At 39.7% G+C, this 25,658-nt stretch carries 26 protein-coding genes; 6 read left to right on the top strand and 20 right to left on the bottom strand.

Going from position 1 to position 25,658, the window contains the following annotated elements; all coding sequences use genetic code 11:
* Nucleotides 1-61 precede the first annotated feature (61 nt).
* The 17 genes from AAG807_RS20545 to dapA all read right to left on the bottom strand — a co-directional run bounded on the left by AAG807_RS20545 (nt 62) and on the right by dapA (nt 14,550).
* A complete protein-coding gene (locus AAG807_RS20545) occupies nt 62-871 on the bottom strand; it encodes an SDR family oxidoreductase (protein WP_341908301.1) in 810 nt (269 codons plus the stop codon).
* A 121-nt stretch (nt 872-992) separates the two neighbouring features.
* The gene (locus tag AAG807_RS20550) at nt 993-1,766 is read right to left on the bottom strand and encodes an MBL fold metallo-hydrolase (RefSeq protein WP_341908303.1); all 774 of its coding nucleotides are present in this window, start codon (nt 1,764-1,766) and stop codon (nt 993-995) included.
* Nucleotides 1,766-2,200 (bottom strand): DUF423 domain-containing protein, encoded by a 435-nt coding sequence (locus tag AAG807_RS20555; RefSeq protein WP_341908305.1) that lies wholly within the window; start codon nt 2,198-2,200, stop codon nt 1,766-1,768. Before AAG807_RS20555 ends, AAG807_RS20550 begins: the two co-directional genes overlap by 1 nt.
* Nucleotides 2,201-2,226: 26 nt before the next feature.
* Nucleotides 2,227-2,589: a DUF4377 domain-containing protein gene (locus tag AAG807_RS20560; RefSeq protein WP_341908308.1), complete on the bottom strand. Its 363-nt coding sequence runs from the start codon at nt 2,587-2,589 to the stop codon at nt 2,227-2,229.
* Between the two features lie 131 nt (nt 2,590-2,720).
* Nucleotides 2,721-4,367 carry a DNA repair protein RecN gene (gene recN, locus AAG807_RS20565; RefSeq protein WP_341908310.1) on the bottom strand — a complete coding sequence of 549 codons (1,647 nt, stop codon included), beginning with the start codon at nt 4,365-4,367 and terminating at the stop codon, nt 2,721-2,723.
* On the bottom strand, nt 4,367-5,266 hold the full coding sequence (locus AAG807_RS20570) for a DUF4835 family protein (protein WP_341908311.1): 900 nt from the start codon (nt 5,264-5,266) through the stop codon (nt 4,367-4,369). Before AAG807_RS20570 ends, recN begins: the two co-directional genes overlap by 1 nt.
* Nucleotides 5,259-6,461, bottom strand: a complete 1,203-nt coding sequence (gene coaBC, locus AAG807_RS20575; protein ID WP_341908313.1) for a bifunctional phosphopantothenoylcysteine decarboxylase/phosphopantothenate--cysteine ligase CoaBC — start codon at nt 6,459-6,461, stop codon at nt 5,259-5,261. The genes AAG807_RS20570 and coaBC overlap by 8 nt, the downstream gene beginning before the upstream one ends.
* Nucleotides 6,462-6,473: 12 nt before the next feature.
* The gene (locus AAG807_RS20580) at nt 6,474-6,791 is read right to left on the bottom strand and encodes a DNA-directed RNA polymerase subunit omega (RefSeq protein WP_294862023.1); all 318 of its coding nucleotides are present in this window, start codon (nt 6,789-6,791) and stop codon (nt 6,474-6,476) included.
* A gap of 14 nt (nt 6,792-6,805) precedes the next feature.
* Complete coding sequence (gene bamD, locus AAG807_RS20585) at nt 6,806-7,603, bottom strand: outer membrane protein assembly factor BamD (RefSeq protein ID WP_341908316.1); 798 nt, start codon at nt 7,601-7,603, stop codon at nt 6,806-6,808.
* Nucleotides 7,604-7,755: 152 nt separating this feature from the next.
* A complete protein-coding gene (locus AAG807_RS20590) occupies nt 7,756-8,571 on the bottom strand; it encodes a hypothetical protein (protein WP_341908318.1) in 816 nt (271 codons plus the stop codon).
* A gap of 84 nt (nt 8,572-8,655) precedes the next feature.
* The gene (locus AAG807_RS20595) at nt 8,656-9,606 is read right to left on the bottom strand and encodes a M23 family metallopeptidase (protein ID WP_341908320.1); all 951 of its coding nucleotides are present in this window, start codon (nt 9,604-9,606) and stop codon (nt 8,656-8,658) included.
* Between the two features lie 196 nt (nt 9,607-9,802).
* Nucleotides 9,803-10,681 carry an FKBP-type peptidyl-prolyl cis-trans isomerase gene (locus tag AAG807_RS20600; protein WP_341908322.1) on the bottom strand — a complete coding sequence of 293 codons (879 nt, stop codon included), beginning with the start codon at nt 10,679-10,681 and terminating at the stop codon, nt 9,803-9,805.
* Entirely contained in the window at nt 10,678-11,190 is a 513-nt protein-coding gene (locus AAG807_RS20605) for an FKBP-type peptidyl-prolyl cis-trans isomerase (RefSeq protein ID WP_341908324.1), read from the bottom strand. Before AAG807_RS20605 ends, AAG807_RS20600 begins: the two co-directional genes overlap by 4 nt.
* Nucleotides 11,187-12,194 (bottom strand): bifunctional oligoribonuclease/PAP phosphatase NrnA, encoded by a 1,008-nt coding sequence (locus AAG807_RS20610; RefSeq protein ID WP_341908326.1) that lies wholly within the window; start codon nt 12,192-12,194, stop codon nt 11,187-11,189. Before AAG807_RS20610 ends, AAG807_RS20605 begins: the two co-directional genes overlap by 4 nt.
* A gap of 87 nt (nt 12,195-12,281) precedes the next feature.
* Nucleotides 12,282-12,752: a hypothetical protein gene (locus AAG807_RS20615; RefSeq protein ID WP_341908328.1), complete on the bottom strand. Its 471-nt coding sequence runs from the start codon at nt 12,750-12,752 to the stop codon at nt 12,282-12,284.
* Nucleotides 12,753-12,762: 10 nt separating this feature from the next.
* A complete protein-coding gene (locus tag AAG807_RS20620) occupies nt 12,763-13,626 on the bottom strand; it encodes a hypothetical protein (RefSeq protein ID WP_341908330.1) in 864 nt (287 codons plus the stop codon).
* 48 nt (nt 13,627-13,674) lie between these two features.
* Nucleotides 13,675-14,550, bottom strand: coding sequence for a 4-hydroxy-tetrahydrodipicolinate synthase (gene dapA, locus AAG807_RS20625; RefSeq protein ID WP_341908332.1), 876 nt, complete (start codon nt 14,548-14,550; stop codon nt 13,675-13,677).
* Between the two features lie 284 nt (nt 14,551-14,834).
* On the opposite strand from dapA, the gene AAG807_RS20630 reads away from it, so the two are divergent.
* Nucleotides 14,835-15,182, top strand: coding sequence for a hypothetical protein (locus AAG807_RS20630; RefSeq protein WP_341908334.1), 348 nt, complete (start codon nt 14,835-14,837; stop codon nt 15,180-15,182).
* A gap of 16 nt (nt 15,183-15,198) precedes the next feature.
* Here AAG807_RS20630 and ligA read toward each other — a convergent pair whose 3' ends face one another.
* A complete protein-coding gene (gene ligA, locus AAG807_RS20635; RefSeq protein WP_341908336.1) occupies nt 15,199-17,211 on the bottom strand; it encodes an NAD-dependent DNA ligase LigA in 2,013 nt (670 codons plus the stop codon).
* Between the two features lie 179 nt (nt 17,212-17,390).
* On the opposite strand from ligA, the gene AAG807_RS20640 reads away from it, so the two are divergent.
* The 5 genes from AAG807_RS20640 (at nt 17,391) to AAG807_RS20660 (ending at nt 23,264) form a co-directional block, all read left to right on the top strand.
* The gene (locus tag AAG807_RS20640; protein ID WP_341908338.1) at nt 17,391-18,701 is read left to right on the top strand and encodes a DUF4178 domain-containing protein; all 1,311 of its coding nucleotides are present in this window, start codon (nt 17,391-17,393) and stop codon (nt 18,699-18,701) included.
* A gap of 164 nt (nt 18,702-18,865) precedes the next feature.
* A complete protein-coding gene (locus tag AAG807_RS20645; RefSeq protein ID WP_341908341.1) occupies nt 18,866-19,081 on the top strand; it encodes a DUF350 domain-containing protein in 216 nt (71 codons plus the stop codon).
* A 2-nt stretch (nt 19,082-19,083) separates the two neighbouring features.
* Nucleotides 19,084-20,586, top strand: a complete 1,503-nt coding sequence (locus AAG807_RS20650) for a polyamine aminopropyltransferase (protein ID WP_341908343.1) — start codon at nt 19,084-19,086, stop codon at nt 20,584-20,586.
* A gap of 1 nt (nt 20,587) precedes the next feature.
* Nucleotides 20,588-22,207 carry an FAD-dependent oxidoreductase gene (locus AAG807_RS20655; protein ID WP_341908345.1) on the top strand — a complete coding sequence of 540 codons (1,620 nt, stop codon included), beginning with the start codon at nt 20,588-20,590 and terminating at the stop codon, nt 22,205-22,207.
* The gene (locus tag AAG807_RS20660; protein WP_341908347.1) at nt 22,197-23,264 is read left to right on the top strand and encodes a hypothetical protein; all 1,068 of its coding nucleotides are present in this window, start codon (nt 22,197-22,199) and stop codon (nt 23,262-23,264) included. Before AAG807_RS20655 ends, AAG807_RS20660 begins: the two co-directional genes overlap by 11 nt.
* A gap of 3 nt (nt 23,265-23,267) precedes the next feature.
* Here the strand turns inward: AAG807_RS20660 and AAG807_RS20665 are convergent, their stop codons facing one another.
* Nucleotides 23,268-24,944 (bottom strand): pseudouridine synthase, encoded by a 1,677-nt coding sequence (locus AAG807_RS20665; protein ID WP_341908349.1) that lies wholly within the window; start codon nt 24,942-24,944, stop codon nt 23,268-23,270.
* A gap of 269 nt (nt 24,945-25,213) precedes the next feature.
* Nucleotides 25,214-25,645 (bottom strand): (4Fe-4S)-binding protein, encoded by a 432-nt coding sequence (locus AAG807_RS20670; protein ID WP_341908351.1) that lies wholly within the window; start codon nt 25,643-25,645, stop codon nt 25,214-25,216.
* Nucleotides 25,646-25,658 lie beyond the last annotated feature (13 nt).

Consider the following 25,658-nt stretch of genomic DNA (forward strand, 5'->3'; position numbering starts at 1 on the left):
GCGATTAATCGCGCCCCCACTTGGTTCCAAAGGTTTTATTCAATATTTTATTTTTTGAGGATCAAATCCCCATTTTTTCCATAATGATATCACTTACACCAGTTGTGGAATAACCACCGTCATGGAATAAGTTTTGCATGGTAACCATACGCGTTAGGTCAGAGAATAAAGAGATACAGTAATTTGCACAATCCTCAGCACTTGCATTTCCTAATGGAGCAATTGCATCTGCATAATCGTAGAAATCACCGAAACCTTTGATTCCGGAACCAGCAGTTGTTTTGGTCGGAGATTGAGAAACAGTATTCACACGTACTTTTTTCTCCAAACCGTAATGATATCCGAAGCTTCTTGCAATGGATTCCAACATTGCTTTGATATCAGCCATGTCCGTATAGAATGGATAAGTTCTTTGAGCAGCAGCATAAGTTAAAGCAACCACGCTTCCCCATTCATTAATCGCATCCATATTTTTAGCTACTGAAAGCATTTTATGTAATGACAATGCGGAAACATCGATTCCCTTTTGAAAAAAGTCATAATTCAAATCCTGGTAAGGGATATTCTTGCGAATATTCACGCTCATACCGATGGAGTGTAATACAAAGTCAATTTTACCACCTAAGATTTCCTGAGCTTCTGAGAAAAGCTTTTTCAAATCGTCTGTACTTGTAGCATCAGCAGGAATAATCGTTGAATTTGTCTTTGCAGCCAATTCATTTATTTCTCCCATTCGCATTGCAATTGGAGCATTTGTTAAAACAAACGTAGCACCGTGCTCATGTGCCTTTTCAGCAACCTTCCAAGCAATTGAATTTTGATCCAATGCTCCTGTGATGATCCCACGTTTTCCTTCCAATAATTTTGACATAATTGTTTGATTTGAGGACAAATTTAGAATTTAATTTCAAGCCTACAAGGAATATTTCCTGTCCTGGTTTGAATTAAACTGAATTCCAAAATATTACTGCTTTTCCTTACAAGTAAAATGACTAATCGAAGTCAAATTTCAGTCCATCAAAGGCTGCGAAAACATTTGGAGGTAATTCGCGTTCAATTTCTTCGTGCGTGCCGAATAAGTGAGAGATGTGAGTCAGGTAGGCTCTTTCCGGCTTCACCTGATTTATAAAATTCAATGCTTCTTCCAAATTGAAATGGGAGATATGCGGCTCTTTCCTTAAAGCATTAATAATTAACACTTTCAAGCCTTTCAATTTTTCTATTTCTTCCAATTCAACCGTCTTGGCATCTGTTATATAGGCGAAGTCTCCCAGTCTAAAGCCTAAAACAGGCATGAAATAATGCATCACTTCAACCGGAACAACCGGAATCGTATTGGAAAGTTTAAATGGCTTGTTTTCAATATTGATGATGTTCAGTTGTGGAATTCCCGGATACTTTTCTTCTTCAAAGGCATAATGGTACTCACGTCTTAAAGCAGTTTCAACGGCTTTTGTACAATAAATATCCATATCTCTCCGCTCGATAAAATTGAACGCTCTCACATCATCCAAGCCAGCCATGTGATCCTTGTGTTCATGTGTAAACAGCACTGCTTCCAGGCTCTTCACTTTAAACTTCAACATTTGTTGTCTGAAATCCGGACCTGCATCAATGACATAGTTCTTTCCACCAATTTCCAATAAAACTGAACAGCGCAAACGATTGTCTTCTCTCTTTCCGGAAGTACATACGTGACATTCACAGGCAATTACAGGAATTCCCTGCGATGTTCCGGAACCTAATATAGTCGCTGAAAACTTCATTAATTACGTGAACGAATTACTTGAATTAGCAACCAGGTCCATCCCAGAATCATCAGGAGTCCACCAATCGGTGTTATGGGACCGAATACTTTTGATATGGATCCGCCCATGTGCACTTTCGAATAGGTTAATCCATAAATACTTCCTGAGAAGAAAATGGTACCCAATAACATGAAGAAGAAAATGGTCTTTCCTTTAATGGCAAAACGGGTAAGAATAAAGGGAATAATCAGAAATCCCACCCCTTGAAAAAACTGGTACCTCGTTCCGGTCTCGAAAGCAGTCAGGATATCCTGATTTTTCTTTGCCAGATCAAAAGTCAAGGGAACGTCCTTGGGTTCCAACAGTGTTTTTAACCCATGAGCTCCGAAAGCTCCAAAAATGATTGCAATGATTATAAGTAGCAGTCCTGTAATTACCCATTTCTTCTCCATAATTTTAAAGATAGGAGAAAAAGTAATTAAGACTCTTTGATTTTCGAAATTATTTGAACCAACGAATGTTTGAACCGATCAGATCCGGTCTTGTCTTGCAATACATCCACCTTCACAATCAAGTCGTAAGTATAACCTTCTTCAAAATCAAAACCCTCAATAGGCTGCTGCAGAACTTCCCAATTCTCCATTCCGATACTTGCTCCCTTCTGAACCAGGAAACATTGTCTGGGTTCATCCGAATTCGGCTGGCAGCCGACACGATGTCCTTGTATACGCATTTTGATGACTTCTCCTGCATTGGAATAAGCAGATTGAACGGAAACCGAAGTTCCTGAAGTAAAGCTTGTAGTAGCAAGTGAAAGAGTTAACCAAAGGATCTTGAACATAATTCGTGTATTTATTTAGTAAAGATACGGAAGATTAATTCAAAATTAAAAAGTCAATCCCGATAATTATCGGGATCAAAAATGATCTGCTGTTAAAACTTTTGCATTTTGCATTCAACATTTTAAATTATCTAACTCATTAGTTCTATTGCGGAAGATCGCGCCAAATCCGTCACTTGTTCACCGGAAATAAGTTTTGCAAGTGCTTCAATCCGCTCCACCTCATTCAAAAGACGTATTTCAGAGATGGTCTGACTGTTTTCATGTGATTTCGAAACCTCAAAGTGATAATCTCCTTTGGCTGCAACCTGAGCTAAATGTGTAATTGCAAAAACCTGCAAATGTTTACCCATTTGTTTCAGTAATTTCCCCATTCGCAATGCCACTTCACCTGAGACACCTGTATCAATCTCATCCAAAATTAAAGTCGGAAGTGATTTCTTCTCGCTCATGATCAACTGAATCGCCAGCATCACACGCGATAACTCTCCACCGCTTGCTGCTTTCTCAATGGGTTTCAATTCCAATCCTTTGTTAGCAGAGAACAAGATCTGAATGGCCATTCCTCCGTTTGAATCTAACTTTTCGGAGCGAGTAAGCAAAATCTGAAACCTGGAATGCTCCATTTTCATTTCACTTAACAACTCCAGCAAATAACTTTCCAGCTTTGGAATAACTGCTGAGCGCTTATCAAACAACTTGTTAGCCAGTTGCATTAATTCTTGTTCCTTCTCTTCTATTTCCTTTGTCAATTCTGCAATGCGCTCATCAGAGAAATTGAAATCGTTCAGTTTAGCTTCAAGCGAATTGAAATACTCACTCAATTCTTCCTGTGTCGAAAAATGATGTTTCTTTAAAACTTTATTGTATTCGTCAAGGGATTCAGTCAAACGGAAGAGGGCCTCAGGATCACTTTCCATTTGATTCAATTGTCTGTCAGAATCCCTGGAGATATCTTCCAATTCAGCAATGACATCTTGCAGTCTGGCAGAAATGGTATTCAAATCGGCATCTGCATTTTTCCACTTGTCAATATGTGTTTTCAGTCTACGAAGCAGATCCGTAGCACCATTTTCCAACTCTATCGCATTCACGATCGAAGAATATGCTTCCTTCAAATCATCCAGTTTGGACAATTTATTAAAATCATTCTCTAACCCGGCATAATTAACCTGATCCAGGTTCAATTGTTGGATTTCATTCAGTTGAAATTGAATATAGTCCAATTCCTGCAACTGATTTGACTTGGAGGATTCCAATTCTTCCTTTGCAGCTTTTAATCGTTGAATCTTGCCGTAATGGGATGAAACCTGCTGAGCCAAATCCAAACTATCGGCATAAGAATCCAAAAGGTCGAACTGAAACTTTGGCTTTTTGATTTCCAGTGTCTCATGTTGAGAGTGGATATAAACCAACTGTTCCGTCAATTCTTTCAACTGACTTACCTGTACAGGAGTATCGTTGATGAATGAACGCGATTTACCCTGACTTGTGATTTCTCTTCGAATAACCGTTTCGGGTTCCCAATCGATGTCTTCCTGAACAAACCAATCCTTGAAGCTCTCATTCAACTGGAAGATGGCTTCCACAATGGTTTTTTTTTCCGGATTGCGAATGACGGAGAAATCGGAACGTTCTCCAAGAATCAGATTCAAAGCTCCTAGCAAGATCGATTTTCCGGATCCTGTTTCTCCCGTAATAACATGCAGTCCATCCTGGAATTGGAGGGAAACATGTTCAATTAGCGCAAAATTCTGAACGGAAAGTGATTTCAGCATTAGTTCAAAATTTCTTCGTACTTGGTTGAATTTGTAGGATCAATCTTCTTTAACACCCCAACAATTTGGGTCTTTTCCTCGGGTGTTGCGGTAGAATACAAATTTTTCAATTCATTCAACTTGCAGTATGCAAAATTGATAATGTTAATCGTATTTGGTCGGGCAGCTGAAACTTTTGAAAGTTTATCCAATGCGGAATAGATCGCTTTTTTCGCGTCTTCAGGTTTGTCATAGAGATGATCCATCCCCAAACGGTGATACTCGTAATAACAATCTCTCAATGGTTCAAACAATTGCTGAAGTGCATTTTCCACCAACCAATACCTGTTTTTCTTTCCTTGTTCGTTGGATTTCCATCCTTTACCCGGAGCAGTTTGCGCATTGGTTACAATCTGTTGAGCTTCTTGAAAATACTTGGTTCCGCCTTGTTTTGAAAAGGAATCAAAATCCAAAGCAATGATGTAATAGGCGTAAAATGCCAATATGGAAGATAAGTTATCTCTAAACTGGTTTTTTCCATACTGTACCTGACTGCTTCTTGTATAAGTGAAATCCAGATTGTCATCCTGGAAATTAAACAAGGTCGTATTGTATGAACCATTGTAAACAGGTCTGCTCGACTGAACCTGGATCGAACCCGTAAATTCTCCGTTATTAATGGTATTTATCTGCAATTGCAACTGACAATTGATTCGTTCTTCTACTTTGAACTTCTCAGTTGTCCATTGGGTATTGTTCATGAAATTAGTAACTACTTCTTTTAACTGATCAAACAGTTCTTTTTCAGCTGACGTTACTTCGGTCTTAATATTGGTAATAAGTGAAACCTGGCAATTCAATTCCTGGGAATATCCTCTTGTGATAAGAGCTAAAAAGACAAGGGTTAGAATTTTATTCATATAGATTATTCATCAATTCATTCAACAAAGAGAAAGCTAATTCTTGCTTTGACTGTAACTCAAAGCTACACATTTTATTGTTTTTAAACAGCAATTTAACGGAATTCGTATCGGTACCAAAGCCAACTCCCGGCTCCCCCATTTCATTCAAAACAATTGCATCCAATTTCTTTTTCTCGAGTTTCCCTTTAGCATATTCCATGCCGTTTTGGGTTTCCAAAGCAAAGCCAACCACCTTTTGATCCTCTTTATTTGAAGCTGCCCAAGATAAAATATCCGGATTCTTCTCTAAAAGAATTTGAAGCTGGTCTTCTGTTTTTTTAATTTTCTGATTTTCAACAACTGTTGGACGGTAATCCGCAACTGCCGAAGCAAAGATTCCTAAATCCACATTTTTCCAATTTTCCTGCACCGCACTCAGCATCTGGTTTGCGGAAGTGATCCGTAACACGTTAATCTGTTTGTGTTTCACGCTCAGGTTTGATGGACCGGTTATCAAAACAACCTCTCCACCTTTAGCTGCAATTGCTTCAGCCAATGCAAACCCCATTTTCCCGGAGGAATGATTCCCGATAAATCGAACAGGATCAATTGCTTCATAGGTTGGTCCTGCAGTGATCAAAAAACGTTTTCCTGAGAATCGCACATCCTGATAGAAATGATCTTCGAGGTATTGTACCAAAACTTCAGGTTCAGCCATTCTGCCCTGCCCCTCCAAACCACTCGCAAGGAAACCGCTTTCTGCCGGTATGATGGTATGTCCGAACGATTCCAGACGATGGAGATTATCCTTCGTGGTTTGATGCTGATACATATCCAGGTCCATTGCAGGAGCAATAAAAACAGGACATTTCGCGCTCAAGTAGGTTGCCAAAAGAAAATTATCTGAAAAGCCGTGAGCCATTTTAGCCACTGAATTTGCTGAAACCGGAGCAAAAATCATGACATCTGCCCACAAAGCCCATTCGACATGGTTGGTCCACTCACCGGTTTTCGAATCATAAAATTCGATTCCAACGGGAGATTCCGATAAAGTGGAAAGAGTTAGCGGTGTGATAAAATCAGAAGAGGCAGGAGTCATCATACATCTGACCTCTGCCCCTTGTTTCTTTAATAATCTTACGAAGGAAGCCATTTTATACGCTGCGATTCCGCCAGTAACACCAACAAGAATCCTTTTTCCTTCCAAAGACATATCGAGTATGTTTTACTCTTGAGTTTTTCTAGTATAGATTTGTCCTTCTTTCAACTCTTCAATTGCCACGGCAACCGGTTTAGGAAGTTTTTCATAAAAACGGGAGATTTCAATTTGCTCACGGTTTTCGAAAATCTCTTCCAAATTATCTGTTGATGAAGCAAACTCCTGCAATTTAGCAGTCAATTCCTCTTTCATTGAAGCACTGATTTGATTTGCTCTTTTAGACAATACTACAATCGATTCATAGATATTACCTGTTGTTTCCTCTAAATCTATTGTATCACGCGTAACTGTTGAACGCTCAGCATTGTTGTTTTTGAAGCTCATTTTCTTCTATTTATTTACTTGTTAGATACGGGAACACCGACTTTTTTCAATTTTTCAATATACCCTTCGAATTCGCGAAGATAGTCTGAATTTGGGAATTCCACAAGAAAAATGTTAAATCGCTCATTTGTTTTTGCAATTCGTTCTTCAATTTTCGAGTCTACACTATTGCTTGCCAGATAATATGAATTTTTCATTAAAATCGCCCATGCTTCTTCCCGGTAAGTGGATCGTGGATAATTGTCCAGGAATTGTTCTCCACTGACCACTGCTGCCCGGTAGTTTTCCGTTTTGGAATACAGTCTCACGGTCATCATGTCTTTTGTTTCCAATTTGAAACGCAGCTTGTCCATAATCGTGTTACACGTATCGAGCAATTCAGAATTCGGGAAGCGTGTGACGAAATTTTGCAATTCATTCAATGCTACTTCTGTTTCATGTTGATCCAATGATACCTCAGGACTATTCTGAACAGCACAAACAGCAGCCAGGAAAGTTGTCTCCTCTACTTTTGGAGAATAAGGGAACTTGGATGGGAATGCTGCCAGGTAATAACTTGCCAAATACCAATCCTCTACAGCATAACATGCTTTTCCTAATCTGTAAAACGCCACCTCACCTTGAGGAGACCGTGGGCTTCTTTGATACACTTGTTCATACAAAGCAACGCATCTATCATACTTTCCGGAATCATATAAGCGATTGGCTTCATTGAATTTTGACTCGTAGTCATCCGATTTCAGAATGCGGTTATACGAATTACAACTGCTAAGTAGCGTTACAAGTGTGAGAAGTAAGAAAATCCATTTCATGACGACAAAAATAGGAGAAATAGCATAACGGCAAACTTCCGTGAAATATTGTTTCTGAAATCTTAACACTTCGATTACGCTCAATATCCTTTTTTTTATGGAGGAATCCACAAAGGGGGGCTGAATGAAGTCGAAGACAACCTTTGAACAAATTACACCAATCTTCCGGATTTAATTTCCATCAAGCGGAATAAGCGATCCATATTGGGAGCTTCGTCTTCGAAGTAATTGCGTGTTTTTTCAATCTTTTCTTCCATGGTATCGTCTCGTTCAAATTCAGGATTGAATCTGAAGTAGTGCCATTTTTTGTGCTTGCGGATTTCCTGGTCGAATTCCTGCTGTGCCTGTTCTGAAAACTGCTGTTCCAGATCATTCTGCTTGTGCTTTCCGGAACCGATACTGACAATTACCACCGAATCGTCCTGATACAGGCAATCAGCGTAATGCATGGCTTGCAAAATGGGATTGGGAGCAAATTGACTTGCATTCATCAGTCTTCGATAGCCCAACTTGATGAATTGCTGTTCATTCGGATTTCCCATGCAAGCTTTCAGCACGGAATCCAGTTTGATGGATTGTTGTGTCGGTCGACTATCTGAAAACTGGAACAGTTCATCCGAATCCACATCATAAGTCATGAACAGAAAATGTTTTCTCAATGCGAACAGGGTGTCGTCTTCTCCAAACAAACGGGAGACCATTTCTTTACTGTATCCATTGTTTTGATAACGAAGCAATTTTTCCAATGCTCCCAGTTCTTCAGTCAACGAAATCTCCTGTTTTGCCAAAAGGCTTGCCAATAGGACACTATCTCCTGAAGCAACCAACAGATCAATCCAATTGTAAAGTGACCTGTCAATATCAACTGCATGAATCCGACGCGACAATGCACTCAACCCGACAATTGGGACGAGTAAGGCATCTGAACCTCCATCTGTTACTAAAACAATCCTATAGTTGCACGACATATTAGCAATTTAGGGAAATCACTAGTGCAAACCAAATTTTTAACAATAAAATTTAGTTAATCGATGATACAGGGGAATTCGTCTTTATCTTACGCGTAATTGTCGACCAACTTGCAAAAGAGTTGTTGGTCTGATCCCATTGAGTTTACACAACCTTGAAACGGTTGTATTGCTTTTGGAAGCAATCTGGGAAAGGGTATCGCCTGTTCTGATTTTGTAATACTTTCTAGTAGCCACAGCCTCTGTTCTAGCTTGAACAGCTGCAATTGATTCTCCGGAGATTTCTTCGTCCGTCGGTTTGGCACCTGGTCGGAATAATCTTTTCTGAACCAATAAGTTTTCATCTTTCAGTTCTTTCTTCGCAAAATCAATGACTTCTTCCGGATTCATCGGAGCATCATAAAAACGTACTTCAAAATGCAAATGGGATCCAAAAGAATGTCCTGTATTTCCACCTAAACCGATTGGTTCGCCGGCTTTCACTTCCTGATCGGGAGCTACCAGATGTTTCGATAAATGCGCATAAAACGTTTCCAAGCCATTGTGGTGACGAATGATTACCAAATTACCAAAACCTCCGTCATTCCATTTTGCATAGCGTACACGACCGGAAAACGCAGCCACAACCGTATCTCCTGTGCGTAAATTCAGATCCGTTCCATTGTGGTATCTTCCTTTTCTATATCCGTAGCGGGAAGTCACGATACCCGGAACCGGACAAACAAACTCCTTGTGCAAATCATCCACCATACACAACCAAATCGTGTCATTCAGACGAGACATGTCAGGTCTTTCAGAACTAAAACAGATATCATTGTTCCAGGTTTGGATCAAATTCAGGTTCGTATCCTTTTGAATCTGGTTAAAAAGAGCTTCATTCATAATCCCGTCAAACTCCTCGTCCAACAAGAATTTCCAGGTACGATTGGAGTAAATGACCATTCTACCTTTATCGGTATTAACGGTATCGATTGGAGTTTGTGCCAATCCCGAAAATGAAACAAATAATAGGAGGAAATAAAGAAATTTGTTCATGTTTTTAGCCTTTGGTATTTTCTGGGTGAGGCAAAACTAAGGAAAAAAAGCCAAAATTCACCTGCAAAAAAACGTTAATTCCAACATTTACAAGTTCATAACTCCAGTTTGATAATTGAAAACGGGCATTTGAAAAGTTTCAAAAAGGGACTTCGACTCCGCTCAGTCACCTTTTTAACTTTGCGTTTTTCACTCCTCAATTTTCACTTTTTTGGACTGATTTTCCATCCACGTCCATGACGATTATGTCATAAAAAAGTTCTTCGTTGGGTTTCACCAAATCCACATAACCTCTTGAACCGTAAGCTTCTTTTGCCGGAACAAGGATATACAATTTATCGTACATTTTGGTATTCAACATCGCTTTTCTCAATCCGGGGATCAGGGATGCATCTTTCATTCCGAAAGCAAAGGGCGTATTTCTCTGATATGAATTGTCGTATCTGGGATTTGATTTGGTCCCGACAAAATAATGAATTGCCAGATTTGAACTTTCTCCTACTTTGGCATCCGACATTTCAGGATTTTCCTCCAATTTCCAAACTTTAACTCCGTCAACCACTTTGGTCGGTTTTATTTCTTTCCCTACCCGCAGCATGACAATGTTGGGAGCATTCGGAGGAATGATACCCGGAATCCCTTTTTTGCCTCTAGCCAATTTACCCGGAATGAAAATTTCTACAAAATCACCCACTCTCAGTTCTTTTATTGCCAGATCAAATCCGGGGGTTTGCTGACCATATCCTACCAAAAAAGGAAGCATATCTCTTTGCAGCTTGTAGTTTCCATCAACCACTTCGCCATTCTGCAGCTTTGTTTTGAAGTTAATCTCATAAACAGCGCCTTCTCTGATTGGTTCCCCTTCTGTTTTTTCAAACCATTGGATCTGAATTCCATTCGGAAAGCTCTTTTTATCAGCCAGTTGTTTCTTAGGCTCAATCAATCTTTCCGCCTCGGACAATCCATCCTTTGCATCACGTGTAGTTGGCGATGCCGATTTATTCTCTACTTTTTCCACTCCGGAAGTACATGCAGAGATCAGGAGACCAAATGTGATGTATTTTAAACTTTTCATTCTATTTCAATTAATTCAATATCAACAACTAAAGGTGAAAGTGGCGGGATTTTTTGCAAATCACCAACCAGTCCATGCGCCAGGTGACTCGGGAAAACCAGTTTTGCTTTTTCTCCCACATGCATCAGTTTAATCCCTTCGTGAATTCCCGATTCCATATCACTTTTGTCAATGCGGAAAACATCCACTTCATCGGGAGCTGTCTTGTAGACTTCTGTTCCATCCAACAAGCTTATCTTGTATTGTGTCTTGGCATCCATTCCTGCAGTTGGAATCTTGCCTTCCGTCTTTTTTAAGATGACATAACGCAAACCTGTACCGGTTTCCTTTACCTCCCAATTTTCATGCTGAGCAAAATAAAGATCGATATCAATGCCTTCCTCGATGGATAATTCCTTATTCATTTTAGTTGACTTATCCATGTTCCACTGGATTGGTTTCGGTTGTTCCTCCTCTTCTGTACAGGAACATAAAATCAATAAACAAAAAACAACTGTTCTTTTAATCATGCTTTAGGAATGAAATCTTTTACAAATGTTACAAATTTTTCGACAGTTTTCTCCAATGACTCGGTTGAAATACCGCCGGAAGCATATGCATGTCCGCCTCCTTCAAAATGCGCATTCGCCAATTCATTCACGAAGTAATCTCCTTTTGACCTGAAAGAAATTTTCACTTTCCCATCCTTTTCAACAAATAGCACCGCCATCTTGATTCCCTGGATTCCCAAGATCTGATTCACCAATCCTTCCGTATCCCCTTTTTGGTAATTGTATTTCTCCAATTCCTTTTCAGAAATAAAAGCATACGCAACCTGGATATCATTCAGGCAAACCAATTTTTCAGACAGGGCAAAACCTCTCAATTTGATGCGATCAACCGTATTTGTGTCGTAGACAGCCTCATGAATCAAATAATGCTTCACGCCTCTTCTTATCAGATCCGCAATAATCTCATGAGTGGTTGCGCTTACGGACGGAAATCTGAAAGACCCCGTATCCGTCATGATTCCCAAATAAATACATGCTCCGGAAGTTTCATCGATATCATCCAATCGATTGACATCTTTGATCCAATTATAGATCAGTTCGCATGTCGAACAAGCAGTTGATTCGGATATCACCGCCTGACAAAAATCCGCCGGATGCAGGTGATGATCGATCATGACCTTATTAGCGGTCGATTCAACTAAAAAAGGTTGCATCTGGTCTCCAACTCTCGAAGGATGATTGTAATCCAGACAAAAGATCAAATCGGCTTTTTGAATTGCTGCTACCGCTTGCTCGTGTTTTGTCTCAAAATCAATAATCTGTTCTTGCCCTACTACCCAATGCAGAAAGCTTGGTGCAGGATCCGGATGAACAATCTGGACATTTCTCCCCCATTTTTTCAGGATGTGATACAATGCCAATGAACTTCCTATTGAATCTCCATCCGGTGATTTATGTGACGTAATAACGATTGACTGAGCTTGATTGACAAACTCTAATATTTTTTGTGATGTTTGATTCATTTTATAAAATTACGAATTGATATAAAATAAGTCGGGGCGAAAAATTTTTCGCCCCGACTTATTTTTAAATATAGAGTTTTGAGAAGATTAAAATCCTGTTTTCTCTGTACGTTTTGTTTCAATTAACACACCTACACACGCCAATTTCTTTTTGTCTCCACCAGCGATAGAAACAGTAATGAAAATTTTACGTGATTTATCAGAAGTGAACTCCAATGCTTCTGCATTACCTGATGTAGCCAATACTTTCTTATTTTTCTTGAACGTATCTTTTTCACCTTCTGTTTTTTTCTCAACTACCATCTCGTAAATTTCGTAATTCAGTGTTCCGACACTTCCTTCACCCAGTACGGTTGTTAAACGGTAATCCAATCCCGGATGTGCAATGAACGACATTTCGTATGTCTCATCTGAAGCGATGGAACCGGATCTCGATTGGGAATTCAAGCTATATGCATCCTTGGTCTTTTTCTTTTTCATGAATGCCTCAGCAGGAGGACATTGAGCAAAACAGAATACAAAACCAAATAATAGGGCTAACGTTAAAATAAATTTCATATCTAAAAAGTTAAGCAGTTATAATTTTAGTACGGATTTCAGTGATTTTCTTTGATAAGTTGTCAAAACACTTTTGAGTCATTTTGCAGCTATCTCCTCCTGAAAAAGTCAATTTTCCATTTGAATTTTGCACTTCAGTCTCTCCCGAGTTACAATCCAATTGCTCGTATACTTTCAAAATCTCTTCGATTGCAACCGAATACTCCTTAACGGATTCGTTATCCTGATAGCTTACCAGGAACTCCAATAAGTTTTCAGCAACTAATTTCTGGTCCGCCAAAGCCTGATCCAATTTTGGCGATTTACCAAAACCTTTCGAGCTTCCGATCATCAAGTGCATGGATTCGACCCATCCACCGACAAGCATTAATGAAAGTTCATCCCCTTTATCGATTTCGATCAAACGTTGGAATGTTCTGTTATACACATCATCACTCAATTTGAATAATGAATCTGCATTTCCATCCCATTTCTTAGCCAATTCGCCCAGTTCGTTTCCAAAAACCTGTGCAACCCCGATATCGGAACCCAATTTCTCTAATTTACCAAAGTAACTCAAGTACTTGTTCGTCTCATTGAACGATGTCAAATAAGCCACATCAGCCGTGTAAACACCAAAGTTCAATGCTTTTTGCGAGGAATTGGAATACTTATCAGCAGACGCAGGGTCGTGTAGGATTTTAGTATTCTTTACCGCATCCATCTTTGAAATCAAAGCAAATTGCTCAGATGGCGATGGAATATTGTAGTTTACATTAGCAGCGTCTACGGTCTCTTGTTCTTCAACTGTTGTCAATTCTTGTTTTTCCTCTCCGGAACCACAAGCGTAAGCCAACATTAACAAGACGCTACCTAAGATTAGTTTATTTTTCATCGTCAAGTAATTTAATGCGAATCTATTAATTTTCAATCAATCGTGTGATTATTTAGTCAGTTTTTTTGTTTCTGCAACAATTTTAGCTTTCAATCCATCCGAAACCTGTACCAATGGAAGACGCATAAACGGTTTCATCCATCCAAGCTCTTCCAGTGCAATCTTAACTCCACCAGGATTACCTTCCGCAAAAAGCAATTTGGTTACCGGCATCAGATCATAATGGTATTTTCTTGCTGTTTCGAAATCACCCTTCAGGGCACTTGAAACCATTTTACTGAATTGTGCCGGGAAAGAGTTGGCAACTACAGAAATGACCCCGTCTGCACCAGCCGCGATCAAGGGCAATGTAATTGCATCATCTCCTGAAAGAACCAGAAATCCTTCCGGTCTGCAACGGATGATCTCCATGATTTGCTCCATATTTCCGGAAGCTTCTTTCATCGCGACAATATTTTTGATCTCTGCCAATTCCAAAGTGGTTTCAGCTAATACATTGGATCCGGTTCTTCCCGGAACATTGTATAAAATGATCGGTAAATCCGTAGCTGATGCCAAGGCTTTGTAATGTGCAACATAACCGGCCTGAGTGGGTTTGTTGTAATATGGAGCCACAGATAGAATTCCATCTACTCCTTTTGGAATGTGTTTGAACGCTTCTGCAACTTCCAGGGTATTATTCCCTCCTGCTCCGTAAACAATTGGCAATGTTCCATTGTTCACTTCCATCACCGTTTCCAAGACCTGCTTCTTTTCTTCACTATTCAAGGTAGGAGATTCACCTGTAGTTCCCTGAACAACAAGGTAATTGGTGCCACCTGAAATTTGTTCCTGCACCAATCTGCGCAATGCTGGAAAATCAATCGACATGTCCGAATTGAATGGTGTAACCAATGCAACTCCAGCTCCTTTAAATAGATTCATTGTATTTGTTTTTAAACAGTAAAAAGTCCTTGCGAAATTACGAAATCAATTAAGAATTACGAATGCCGAATTGCGAATTGGGTTAAAAGTTATTTGGAATGTTAAGAATTGATACAAAAGTCGCTCTCTCCATGCTTTAAATATGCTTTATATTTTCCCACAGAACGCTTACGCCCAAGCTTCAGCGTTGGCGCATGAGCACGGATGAACACGGAAGTTTCGTTTGAATACTACTTATCCATTTTACATTATCCGTTCTCCATTCATTCGATTAATTTTGTTACATGACGACAAATCCATTTCCCTTTCAAGTGCTGTTCTGTTTTGAAGATGAATTCAAACTAATTGTAGAAATCAAACGAACAGATCTTCAATCGGAAGATAAGAGCCTGGTTTATAAATGGCTGATGATTCAGAAACAGAATGAGAAACAGAATGAGCATGAAGGGATTCAAGTTCTGACATTTCAATCCATGAACCAGGCTGACGGAGAACAAACAAGGGAATTTGCTGAAGGAACCTTAAGCTGGAATGCAGGAACGGTAATCTTCCATGATGACGAAATGGACCGCGTTGATCCCGAACATATCAATCCGAGATGGCTGAAATTGATTTCTCAGTTTTTAGACTAAAAACTAGCAAAGATCCTCAATTTGAAATCATTGCGATAAAATCATCTTCTGAAATAATCGGAATTCCCAAAGAGCTTGCTTTCTCCAGTTTTGCCGGTCCCATATTTTCACCTGCAAGGACATAAGAAGTTTTTGCGGAGATCGATCCGACATTCTTTCCGCCATTCTTTTCAATCAGATCCTTGATCTCGTCTCTGCTGAATTTGGCGAAAACTCCGGAAACAACGAAGGATTTCCCTTCCAATTCATTGGAGTCCAAAGCCACTTCTTCTACTTCAAACTGGATTCCTGCAGCTTTTAATCGATCAATAGTCTGGATTGCTCTCGGATCTTGGAAAAATTGCTGAACTGCAATGGCGATCTTCTCACCAATCTCATCTACAGCAATAAGCTCATCGTAACTTGCTTTTGCAATCGCATCAATGTTCTTCAATGCATTGGCCAGCTTTTTTGCTACTGTTTCGCCAACAAAGCGAATTCCCAGGGCAAACAATACACGTTCAAACGGAACTTCTTTCGAATTCTTGATTCCTAAAATCAGGTTATTCGCAGATTTGTCTGCCATTCGATCCAAATTCACCACCTGGTCGAAAGTCAAATCGTATAGATCGGCTATACCGGTTGCCAGTCCTTTCTTGTATAATAAATCGATGGTTTCAGCTCCAAGCCCATCAATATTCATTGCTTTCCGGGAAATGAAATGCTCCATCCGTCCTTTTACCTGTGGCGGACAAACCAGATCGTTCAGACAATAGTGCTGTACTTCTCCTTCTCTTCTGTGTAATTCGGAACCACATTCCGGGCACTGTTCGATAAAAATCACTTTTTCTGCCGCTGATTCCCTGTCATCGGTATTTACTCCGACAATTTTCGGAATGATCTCTCCTCCTTTTTCTACAAAAACGGTATCTCCCAGATATAAATCCAATTTTTCAATCTGGTCTGCATTGTGCAAGGAAGCTCTTTTCACCACTGTTCCTCCAAGCAAAACCGGCGTCAGATTTGCTACCGGTGTAATTGCTCCTGTTCTTCCAACTTGATAGGTCACTTCTTCCAACCTGGTTGAAACGCGCTCTGCCTTGAATTTATATGCAATAGCCCAGCGAGGTGATTTTGCAGTAAAACCCAGGTCAGCCTGCTGGTCGTAATTATTCACCTTGATTACGATTCCATCTATATCAAAGGGCAAATTGTAGCGTTCCTTGTCCCAGTAATGAATGAAATCCATGATTTCCTCAATGGTTGACATTTTTGCGATGTATCTTTCTTTTTCCGGTGGTGACTTAAATCCCCATTCCTTGGCTTTCCTTACACTTTCCAGATGCGATTCCATCAGCAAATCATCTCCGTAAACGCCATATAAATAGCAATCCAAGCCCCTTTCTGCAACTACTTTTGAATCCTGTGATTTCAAGGTTCCGGAAGCAGAGTTACGCGGATTTGCGAAAACGGGTTCTCCCAATTCTTCGCGCTGTCTGTTCATTGCCTCGAAGTTCGCTCTTGGGAAAAAGATTTCACCACGAACTTCAAAATCATCCGGATAATCTCCCTTTAGTGTTAATGGAACTGTTCGGATCGTTTTCACATTTGCCGAAATATCTTCGCCTTTCGTTCCGTCCCCACGTGTAACTGCTCTTGCAAATTTCCCGTTCACGTAGCGAATTCCAATGGCTACTCCGTCATATTTCAGTTCGCATACGTATTCAATCGGTCCTGTAGCCAATTTCTTCAGGCGCTGTTCCCATTCCACAATTTCCTCTTCCGAATAGGAATTGGATAAGGAAAGCATCGGGAATTTGTGTACAACCGTTGCAAATTTCTTGGTAATGTCTCCACCTACTCTTTTTGTAGGACTCAAATCCGAAGCAAGTTCCGGAAATTCCGTTTCCAAATCCTGCAATTCTTTCAACAACAAATCGAACTCATAATCAGAAATAGTCGGATTACTCTCCACATAATAATTGTAATTATGCTGAGTTAATTCTTGCGTTAGTTGCTCTATTCTTTTTTGTGCTTCAGTTGGATTCATACAGAAAATTTCGGTGCTCAAAAATACTAATTCCAAATTATGAATTGCGAATTGCGAATATTCAATTCGGAGTGCTTCGGCTCAATTATTCACTTGTTTTATATTGAAAGAGCTTTTTCCAGCTATTGCTTTTTTCGATTATTTCCTGATATTTGCATCGATTACAGTCAACTTACCCTATGGCAAATTTGGAATCTTGTTTTACAGTTAATGAGCATGGAAATGCCTTTAAGTGTTCAAAATGCGGTACCGTTTCTAAATTATACATCCGACAGAAATTACAAGTTTTTGCTTGTCCGAATTGTGGAAAGGTTCATAGCAAGGATAACTATGAGAAATATCTGAAAGTCCCGAATCAAAATGCTGTTTACCTCAAGTATTTTAAGATAGGAACTGTTGGAACTTATGAAGGGATCAAATACACTGTAATTGGTCAGGCTAATAAACGCAATGCTGCACGTTATTCGGATGTTTGGGATGAGATTTTGCTCTTGAGCGAAACGGGAGAAATTTCTTTCCTGAATTGCTCCTATGGAAATTACACTTGGGTAAAAGAGAATTATACTGTTCCTGCACAACAAATACTTTCAAACATCGAAAGCACCGTCAATTTCGAAGGCCGCGATTACGATTTTTTTCAAGGATATAATTACGTATCGAGATATTGCGTCGGTGAATTTCACTACGATCTGATCGATGTAAAAAAAATTCAGTGTTCTGATTATATCTCACCTCCCTACCTCATTGCCATTGAAAAGCATGAGAACGGTCGAATAGATACCTATACCGGGAAACACATGACGAGAAAACAAATCTCGGCCATGTTCAACGATTACAGGATCGAATCGCAGGAAGCAGAAGGAATTGGAATAGCTCAGCCGGTTTTAGGTGGAATCAATGTTCGGATCTTTAACAAGGTCTGCTTTGCAGTGATTATACTCATCAGTGCAATTTCGATCTTTTGGGCTCAATCCAAATCGTACAGACCGATCATTAAAGAAGACATTCTCGTTTCCGGAACGGTTTCTCCTTCCCCGGATTTTGTAAGTAAAAGCTTTTACATTGACAGTAGTTCTACTGATAATTACCTGGAATTCACTACAACTGCAAGTTTGACAAATGAATGGATTGAAGCGGCACTGACTTTGGTTAACGAGGCAACCGGTGAGGAGCGGGAATTTGGAGTTATTTCGGAATATTATTATGGCAATGATGGCGGCTATGCCTGGTCGGAAGGAAGTAATATCGGAACTGTCGGACTTTCATCTGTTCCCGGAGGGAAATATCATTTGAAGGCAAAAATATATTCTTCCACAAGGGAAGATAAGATCCTGCTTCTTGAAGCAAACTATGGAGGAATAGAAACATGGAACACTTTAATCCTTGTCATTCCGCTGCTTGGTTTATTGATTATCATTAATTTGCTCAAACATCGCTATGAATTAATGAGAAAAGGGGAAATTGATAATTTATTTGAGAGTCAGGCATGATGAATTTTATAAAGAAAAATAAATTTGCAACTATCATTGCAGCTACTGTATTTGTCTTCTTTTTATGGGCACAATCAAGTAGTTTTAAATTATTTAAATCCGAATATGGAACAAAGTATGCGCCAAACACAACACATGGCAGTGTACATCACAAATAAACGCTTATGAGAGGAATTGTAGATTGGAACACCGTATTGGTATCATTGGTTTATGCAGGATTGGGAATATTGATCCTGATCATTTCATTTGTTATCATTGAAAAATTGTCTCCGCAAAATTTGTGGAAAGAAGTATCACAAAACAAAAACACAGCCTTAGCAATGATGGCAAGTGCTTACATCTTAGCTGTAGCGATTATTATTGCTTCAGCTATTCATTAACAATGCATTATTTACTTTTATTTACCATTTTCGTTATTTCAACCTGCGGGTTGATCTACGAATTAGTTGCCGGAACTCTTGCCAGTTATTTACTGGGAGATAGTGTCACCCAATTTTCAACGGTAATCGGCACTTATCTGTTTGCCATGGGAATCGGTTCTTATTTATCGAAATTCATACGCAAAAACCTAATCGAACATTTTATTCGAATCGAAGTAATTACCGGTATCATCGGCGGTTTGAGCAGTGCTGTTTTATTTATCAGCTTCGGCTACAGCGGTTATTTTAGGATTATCCTCTACGGATTGGTTCTCCTAACAGGGATTTTTGTCGGATTGGAGATTCCGTTAATCATGCGGATCTTAAAGAATAAGGTAGGTTTCCGGGACCTGGTTTCCAAGGTTTTCACATTTGATTATATCGGTGCCTTGATCGCATCAATAGCATTTCCAATTGTTTTGGTCCCTTATTTGAATTTAACGAGAACATCTGTTCTATTCGGCTTATTCAATGTCGGATTAGCGCTTTACCTCATCTATTATTTCAGAAAAGAGTTGAGACAACCGAGTCTGTTGTTTATTCAAGCTTCCGGCGCAGCTCTTCTTTTGATTTTCGCCTTTGTTTATGCTGGCAGGATCAATCGCATCAGTGAAACAGAAATTTATGGGGAAAGTATTATTTATGCAACGAACTCCAAATACCAACGAATTGTATTGACTCGTGACAGAAATGCTTACAGCTTATTCCTAAACAATCATTTGCAATTCAATTCACGTGATGAATACCGCTATCACGAAGCATTGGTCCACCCGGTCATGTCGCATTGCAGCAGACCAAAGAATATCCTTGTTCTTGGTGGTGGAGATGGTTTTGCTGTAAGGGAAATTTTAAAATATCCCCAAGTGGAGCACATCACTTTGGTTGACTTGGATCCCAAATTGGTCTCTATTTTTTCCAAGAATGAATTGATGGTCAAACTAAACAACAATTCATTAAACAATTCGAAATTGAAGGTGATTCAGGCAGATGCTTTTGAATGGTTGAGAAATAAGGCAAAAGACAAATACGATGCGATTATCATCGACTTTCCCGATCCTTCGAATTACTCCGTAGGAAAATTATATACACTTTCATTCTACAAATCATTGCAGCGGGTGATGACCAATCGAACATTGGCCGTCATGCAAAGTACTTCGCCACTTTATGCTAAAGAATCATTTTGGTGCATCAATAGTACAATCGAAGCTTCTTACTTGCAAACGGTTCCCTATCATACCTACGTTCCTTCTTTTGGAGAATGGGGTTATATTCTTTTTGGTTATGACCTGAATGAATTAAAAACTTATTCATTGCCCAAGAAACTGAAGTATTATTCCAATGAGGAATTCAGGGCGATGAAATTTTTTCCTCCTGACATGAAGGATTCCAAAAAAGTAGTCAATCGATTAGATAATCAGGCACTTATTCCATTGTTTGAAAAAGAATGGGATTCTTTATTTGATTAATATGGAGAGAAGAACGTTTGTTCGATACATCGGAACTCTTGGAACTGTCGCGTTATTGATGCCTGATTTACTTGCCTGTTCCAATTCCAAATCAAAAATGTCCACCAATCGACTTGGTGCTCCTGTTGATCGCGGGCATTTACTTCGTGGTAATTTCGATTTTGCAAAGGACTTTCCGGTGGTTAAAATAGAGGTATCCGGAGTGATTGTTGGAGGCGGAGTAAGTGGACTTTCCACCGGGTATCATTTACACCAAAGAGGCTTTTCTGATTTTTTGATTTTGGAGTTAAACGACCAAGTTGGCGGAAATTCGGGTTCCGGACAAAATAATTACTCCAAATACCCATTAGGAGCTCATTATCTTTCCCTGGCCAATCCAAACAACCGGGAATTAATCGCATTTCTGAAAGAACAACATCTGATTACCAAAGAGGAAAATGAACTCCAATTCTACAACGAGGACTTTCTTTGTCATGCTCCTGATGAACGCCTGTTGTTCAAGGGAATATTTCATGAAGGACTAGTTCCTGAATACGGAATCAGTCCGGAATCACATGAAGACATCACGCGTTTCTTTCAAACGATGGCAGGATTGAAAAAAGCGAAAGACTCCCAAGGAATCGACCTGTTTAATATTCCAATTTCTCAGGCTAGTATTACTAAGGAATTGGAAGCTTTGGATAAAATCACGTTCAAAGAATATTTGATCGGTCAAAAGTATCACTCGGAAGAATTGCATTGGTTTTTGGACTATTGTTGTCGGGATGATTTCGGAGCCGGATATGACAAGGTTTCCGCCTGGGCAGGAATTCATTATTTTGCTGCAAGAAAAGCGACACCGGGCAATACTGACCCGACTACCGTTTTAACATGGTCTGAAGGAAATGGTCACCTGACAACCCTGCTTGAAAAAAACATTCAGGATAATATTAAAAGAAATGTCGTTGTTTATTCGGTCGAAGAATCGGATGATCATGTACTGATTCATGCCATTGATCTGAGTGCAAAAAAGAAATTGGAGATCCATGCAAAAACAGCTGTCATTTCTTCTCCTTCCTATGTTGCAAAACACATCGTTCAATCAGATTATTGGCCAAAATCCTACTTTGAAGGAATTCACCACAATCCATGGCTTATAGGAATCGTAGTACTTAACCAGATTCCGGAAGGAAATGGGACACCTCTAGCTTGGGACAATGTCAAATTCGGAACAAAAGGATTGGGATACGTTTCTGACACGCATCAGGAATTCGGTCAGATCCGAGACAAACATGTGATCAGTGTTTATTTGGCTTTGGACCAGGAGGCGGAGCATATTGAACGCGCACGTCTATTCAAAATGACAGACGAGGAGATGTGCCGCCTGGTTATTTCAGAATTAACCTCCATGCATCCCACCATCGAAGAACATATTGAAAGTATCAGTTTCCAGCGTTGGGGACACGGAATGGTGACACCCTATCCGGGAGCACTTGCAAAATATCAAGAGTACCTCAATCTCAAGTCAAAAGCAAAACGAGTTCATTTGGCACATACCGATTATTCTTCCTATTCGGTTTTCGAAGAAGGATTTGATCTTGGTTTATTAGCCGCAATTGAAATAGTAAAGAATGAAGCCTAAAATCTGGATAAAATCAGCATCTTTTGACCTTTGGTGGTTCATTGCTCCAATGGCAATCCCTCCTCTTATCGTATTCTTTCTGCCTGAACATTTTACCAATCAGCAAAAAACAGAGATCTTTCCATGGTCGTGGATCCTGATCGTTTTGTCAATTGATGTCGCTCATGTTTACACAACTGTTTACAAAACATATTTCAAGCCCAGTGCTTTCAAAATCCACAAATTAAAACTACTGGCAGTTCCTTTTCTGGTATGGATCGTTGGCGTTTTGGTTTATTCCGTCAGTAGTAAACTATTCTGGTCCTTGCTCGCCTACTTTGCCGTCTTCCATTTCATCCGCCAGCAGTATGGATTCTTCCGACTCTATTCCAAACATGAAACACGGGATAAATGGAGAAAAGTGATTCTGTCGATCACCATTTATGCTGTAACGGTTATTCCAATTCTTATCTGGCATGTTAGAGGTCAGCAAAACTTTAATTGGATGACAGCCGGTGATTTTTGGTATATTAACCTTCCTTCCTTTGAGCCAATCTTAAATGGTTTGATGATTGTCATTCTAATTTTATATTTCATTGTAGAATGGCGGGAAAAACAAGATTCGGGTTACTTCAATACTCCCCGTATTTTACTAACACTTTCCACTTGTTTCTCTTATTACGTAAGTATTGTCCTGACGAATAATGATTTCATTTTCTCTTTGGTAAATGTGATTGGACACGGAATTCCCTATTTGGCTCTGGTTTATTTCAGTGAAAAGAAAGAACTCCGGGAAGACTCTCCGAACCTACTAAAACTGGTTCTATCAAAATGGGGTTGGATCTTGTTTTATGCGATTGTTTTTGCCTTTGCCTATTTTGAAGAAACGCTTTGGGATGTATTCATCTGGAGAGAAAACAACATTCCCTTTGGTTGGCTGTACGGCACTTTCCAACAATTGAACGATGATCAGATCATCAGTATGTTTGTTCCTTTGTTAATCATGCCTCAGGTAGTTCATTATATTCTGGACGGGTACATTTGGCGCAAAAAGGATTATCAAATCCTGCAGCAATAGGAATCAAAAGTCTGCTTCCACTTTAATCTTGATTGCTTCTTTGGTAATCGGATGGGTGAATTGAAGGAACTGTGCGTGTAAATGAAGTCTGGTTTCTTTCCTTCCATACAGATCGTCACCGATGATTGGAGCATTCAATCCCAAGGTATGAGCTGCATGCACTCGTAATTGATGGGTTCTTCCTGTAATCGGATAGAAATAGATCAACGTTTGATTGTTTCGTCGTTCCACCACTTCCCATTTCGTAACAGCACGTTTTCCATGCTCGTAACAAACCAACTGACGTGGCCGATCGTCCAAATCTACTCGAAGAGGTAAATCAATCGTGCCGGTATCTTCGGTTACCAATCCATCCAACAAAGCAACGTAACGTTTTTGCACATTGCGCTTGATAAACTGTTTCTGAAGGTGTTTGTGTACATTCTTCTCTTTTGCAAGCAAAATGATTCCTGAGGTGGACATGTCCAAACGGTGTACAATCAACGGTCCCGTCGCTTCCGGGTATTTCTCTTTCATCCGGGTGTATACCGAATCCGAAATTGTTTTTCCGGGAACGGAGAGAAATTCAGCGGGTTTATTGACCACAACGATGTACTCGTCTTCAAACACAATTTTCAGCTCTTTGTCCTCAGCCGGATTCTGAAGCATCGGATTTTCATCCTGTTCAACGCCTTCCAACATATGTCCTAAAATGGGCTCACACTTCCCTCTACAGGCAGGATAAACCTGTTTGTGAACACGCACTTCGGATTTCGGGGATGCTCCCCACCAGAATTCACCCAAACAAACAGGTTTCAAATCGTTTTCAAATGCAAATTGTAACAATTTCGGAGCGGCGCATTCTCCTGCTCCTGCGGGTGGTTTGTGATCGATGGTATTCTGAAAAATGCTTTGAAGGCTTCTTTTTTCTTTTTTGTGATTCAGGAAGTAATAGGAATCAAATATTTCACCTTGCAAGGTGTTTGACATATTCTTTCGCTTTTCCTTTAAGTTTAAAATCTGATTTTCAAACTGTTCAACGGATTCAGTTAAAGCTGCAATCTTTTTCTTGTGGGCATCCGTGAAATCCTTTAAAAAGTATTGCTCCCGGATGGATTGTTTTCTCAAATCTTCCAGAAGCACTTCCAATTCGGATGGGCTCAGATTCCCTGAATTTTCGCGTGTTTGTTTTCTTTCTGCTTTTGCAGCTTTGATCTCTTTCTTGTATTTCTGAAGTTCTTCCTGATAGGCAATGACCACCTGCTCCAGTTCCTCTTTCGTTCTCAGATAGGCTTCATTCTTTTCCAATTCCGCTAGTTCGATCGTCATGTCATTGATAACGATTTCTTCTTTTCTAAAGAACCCTTCTGAATCAAGAATATCAAAAACGGGCGGAACAAAATAGTCGTGATCATTCGAATCTGCCAATTTACCTGAAAAAGCGGTGAGGAAGCCCAATTCTCCTTGTTTGTCTTGAACAACCAAAACACCGAACATTTTTCCAATGATCAATCCGTCCTGCTCTCGGTCCAATCCGAAATTATGGTTCAACTCCGTTTGCGTCGATAAATAATCCTGCAATTGATCAATAGCCATCAAAGCTAAAGGATGTGGGTCGTAATAAAACGGGAAAGTGAATTTTTCAGGAAGAGCGATTCCTGAAATATCAGACTTAAAAGAAATTAGCTTGGAGTTTGCCACCAACAGGACTTTTTTATTGAGTGCAAAGATACTCTATAATTGAGAATGTAAAATGGAGAACTGAAAAGAAAAAACAGCCCATTGAGACTAATCGCTCACAGAAATTAACCGCAAAGAATGTAAGATCGCTAAGTGGGAATAATCCCTCTAACTATCAAAAGAGAAAGAGAGCAAGAAAAATAGGAATAACCTTTGCGCCTCTGCGTCCTTTCAATCGATTAGTTTTATTAAATCAGGTGACTGAGCGTAGTCGAAGTCACCTTTGATTGTTAATCCGAAAAGTTGATCTTCACATGCGTCCCATCACAATATGGTTTGTTCGAAGATGCGCCACAACGGCAAAAAGCAGTTACTTTACTCACTTTCGATTCTTCCGAACCCGCGTGTTTCACCGTAATATTCCCATAAACCAATAACGGACCATTGGGTAAGGTTTCTACAATATTTGCTGAAACGATATTGTTCTGCTCATCTTTTAATCGATAGCTCAACGCTCCACTGGGACATTTATCAACTTGCTTCATGATTTCCTCCGTGGTTCCTCCTTCCAATTTAATCCAAGGTTTTGTACTTGGCTGGAAAACATCCGGGAGTCCTGTTGCCTTTTTCCAACAAATGGTGGAATGGATACAACTTTCAGGCTTCCAAATAACAGTAACTTCTCCGTTGGAATATTCTTTGACGATCGGTTTATCAGACATGTGCGCGTATTGT

The sequence above is a fragment of the Fluviicola taffensis DSM 16823 genome (assembly GCF_943372375.1).
Taxonomy (GTDB): domain Bacteria; phylum Bacteroidota; class Bacteroidia; order Flavobacteriales_D; family Crocinitomicaceae; genus Fluviicola; species Fluviicola taffensis_A.

What these genes read in the sequence shown, in the direction of transcription:
- AAG807_RS20670 (WP_341908351.1), bottom strand. Translation starts at nt 25,645, where the DNA reads ATGTCTGATAAACCGATCGTCAAAGAATATTCCAACGGAGAAGTTACT.
- AAG807_RS20600 (WP_341908322.1), bottom strand. Translation starts at nt 10,681, where the DNA reads ATGAAAAGTTTAAAATACATCACATTTGGTCTCCTGATCTCTGCATGT.
- AAG807_RS20620 (WP_341908330.1), bottom strand. Translation starts at nt 13,626, where the DNA reads ATGAAAAATAAACTAATCTTAGGTAGCGTCTTGTTAATGTTGGCTTAC.
- ligA (WP_341908336.1), bottom strand. Translation starts at nt 17,211, where the DNA reads ATGAATCCAACTGAAGCACAAAAAAGAATAGAGCAACTAACGCAAGAA.
- AAG807_RS20640 (WP_341908338.1), top strand. Translation starts at nt 17,391, where the DNA reads ATGGCAAATTTGGAATCTTGTTTTACAGTTAATGAGCATGGAAATGCC.
- recN (WP_341908310.1), bottom strand. Translation starts at nt 4,367, where the DNA reads ATGCTGAAATCACTTTCCGTTCAGAATTTTGCGCTAATTGAACATGTT.
- AAG807_RS20550 (WP_341908303.1), bottom strand. Translation starts at nt 1,766, where the DNA reads ATGAAGTTTTCAGCGACTATATTAGGTTCCGGAACATCGCAGGGAATT.
- AAG807_RS20605 (WP_341908324.1), bottom strand. Translation starts at nt 11,190, where the DNA reads ATGATTAAAAGAACAGTTGTTTTTTGTTTATTGATTTTATGTTCCTGT.
- AAG807_RS20615 (WP_341908328.1), bottom strand. Translation starts at nt 12,752, where the DNA reads ATGAAATTTATTTTAACGTTAGCCCTATTATTTGGTTTTGTATTCTGT.
- AAG807_RS20610 (WP_341908326.1), bottom strand. Translation starts at nt 12,194, where the DNA reads ATGAATCAAACATCACAAAAAATATTAGAGTTTGTCAATCAAGCTCAG.
- AAG807_RS20650 (WP_341908343.1), top strand. Translation starts at nt 19,084, where the DNA reads ATGCATTATTTACTTTTATTTACCATTTTCGTTATTTCAACCTGCGGG.
- AAG807_RS20580 (WP_294862023.1), bottom strand. Translation starts at nt 6,791, where the DNA reads ATGAGCTTCAAAAACAACAATGCTGAGCGTTCAACAGTTACGCGTGAT.
- AAG807_RS20630 (WP_341908334.1), top strand. Translation starts at nt 14,835, where the DNA reads ATGACGACAAATCCATTTCCCTTTCAAGTGCTGTTCTGTTTTGAAGAT.
- AAG807_RS20645 (WP_341908341.1), top strand. Translation starts at nt 18,866, where the DNA reads ATGAGAGGAATTGTAGATTGGAACACCGTATTGGTATCATTGGTTTAT.
- AAG807_RS20555 (WP_341908305.1), bottom strand. Translation starts at nt 2,200, where the DNA reads ATGGAGAAGAAATGGGTAATTACAGGACTGCTACTTATAATCATTGCA.
- AAG807_RS20570 (WP_341908311.1), bottom strand. Translation starts at nt 5,266, where the DNA reads ATGAATAAAATTCTAACCCTTGTCTTTTTAGCTCTTATCACAAGAGGA.
- dapA (WP_341908332.1), bottom strand. Translation starts at nt 14,550, where the DNA reads ATGAATCTATTTAAAGGAGCTGGAGTTGCATTGGTTACACCATTCAAT.
- AAG807_RS20660 (WP_341908347.1), top strand. Translation starts at nt 22,197, where the DNA reads ATGAAGCCTAAAATCTGGATAAAATCAGCATCTTTTGACCTTTGGTGG.
- coaBC (WP_341908313.1), bottom strand. Translation starts at nt 6,461, where the DNA reads ATGTCTTTGGAAGGAAAAAGGATTCTTGTTGGTGTTACTGGCGGAATC.
- bamD (WP_341908316.1), bottom strand. Translation starts at nt 7,603, where the DNA reads ATGAAATGGATTTTCTTACTTCTCACACTTGTAACGCTACTTAGCAGT.
- AAG807_RS20560 (WP_341908308.1), bottom strand. Translation starts at nt 2,589, where the DNA reads ATGTTCAAGATCCTTTGGTTAACTCTTTCACTTGCTACTACAAGCTTT.
- AAG807_RS20655 (WP_341908345.1), top strand. Translation starts at nt 20,588, where the DNA reads ATGGAGAGAAGAACGTTTGTTCGATACATCGGAACTCTTGGAACTGTC.
- AAG807_RS20590 (WP_341908318.1), bottom strand. Translation starts at nt 8,571, where the DNA reads ATGTCGTGCAACTATAGGATTGTTTTAGTAACAGATGGAGGTTCAGAT.
- AAG807_RS20545 (WP_341908301.1), bottom strand. Translation starts at nt 871, where the DNA reads ATGTCAAAATTATTGGAAGGAAAACGTGGGATCATCACAGGAGCATTG.
- AAG807_RS20595 (WP_341908320.1), bottom strand. Translation starts at nt 9,606, where the DNA reads ATGAACAAATTTCTTTATTTCCTCCTATTATTTGTTTCATTTTCGGGA.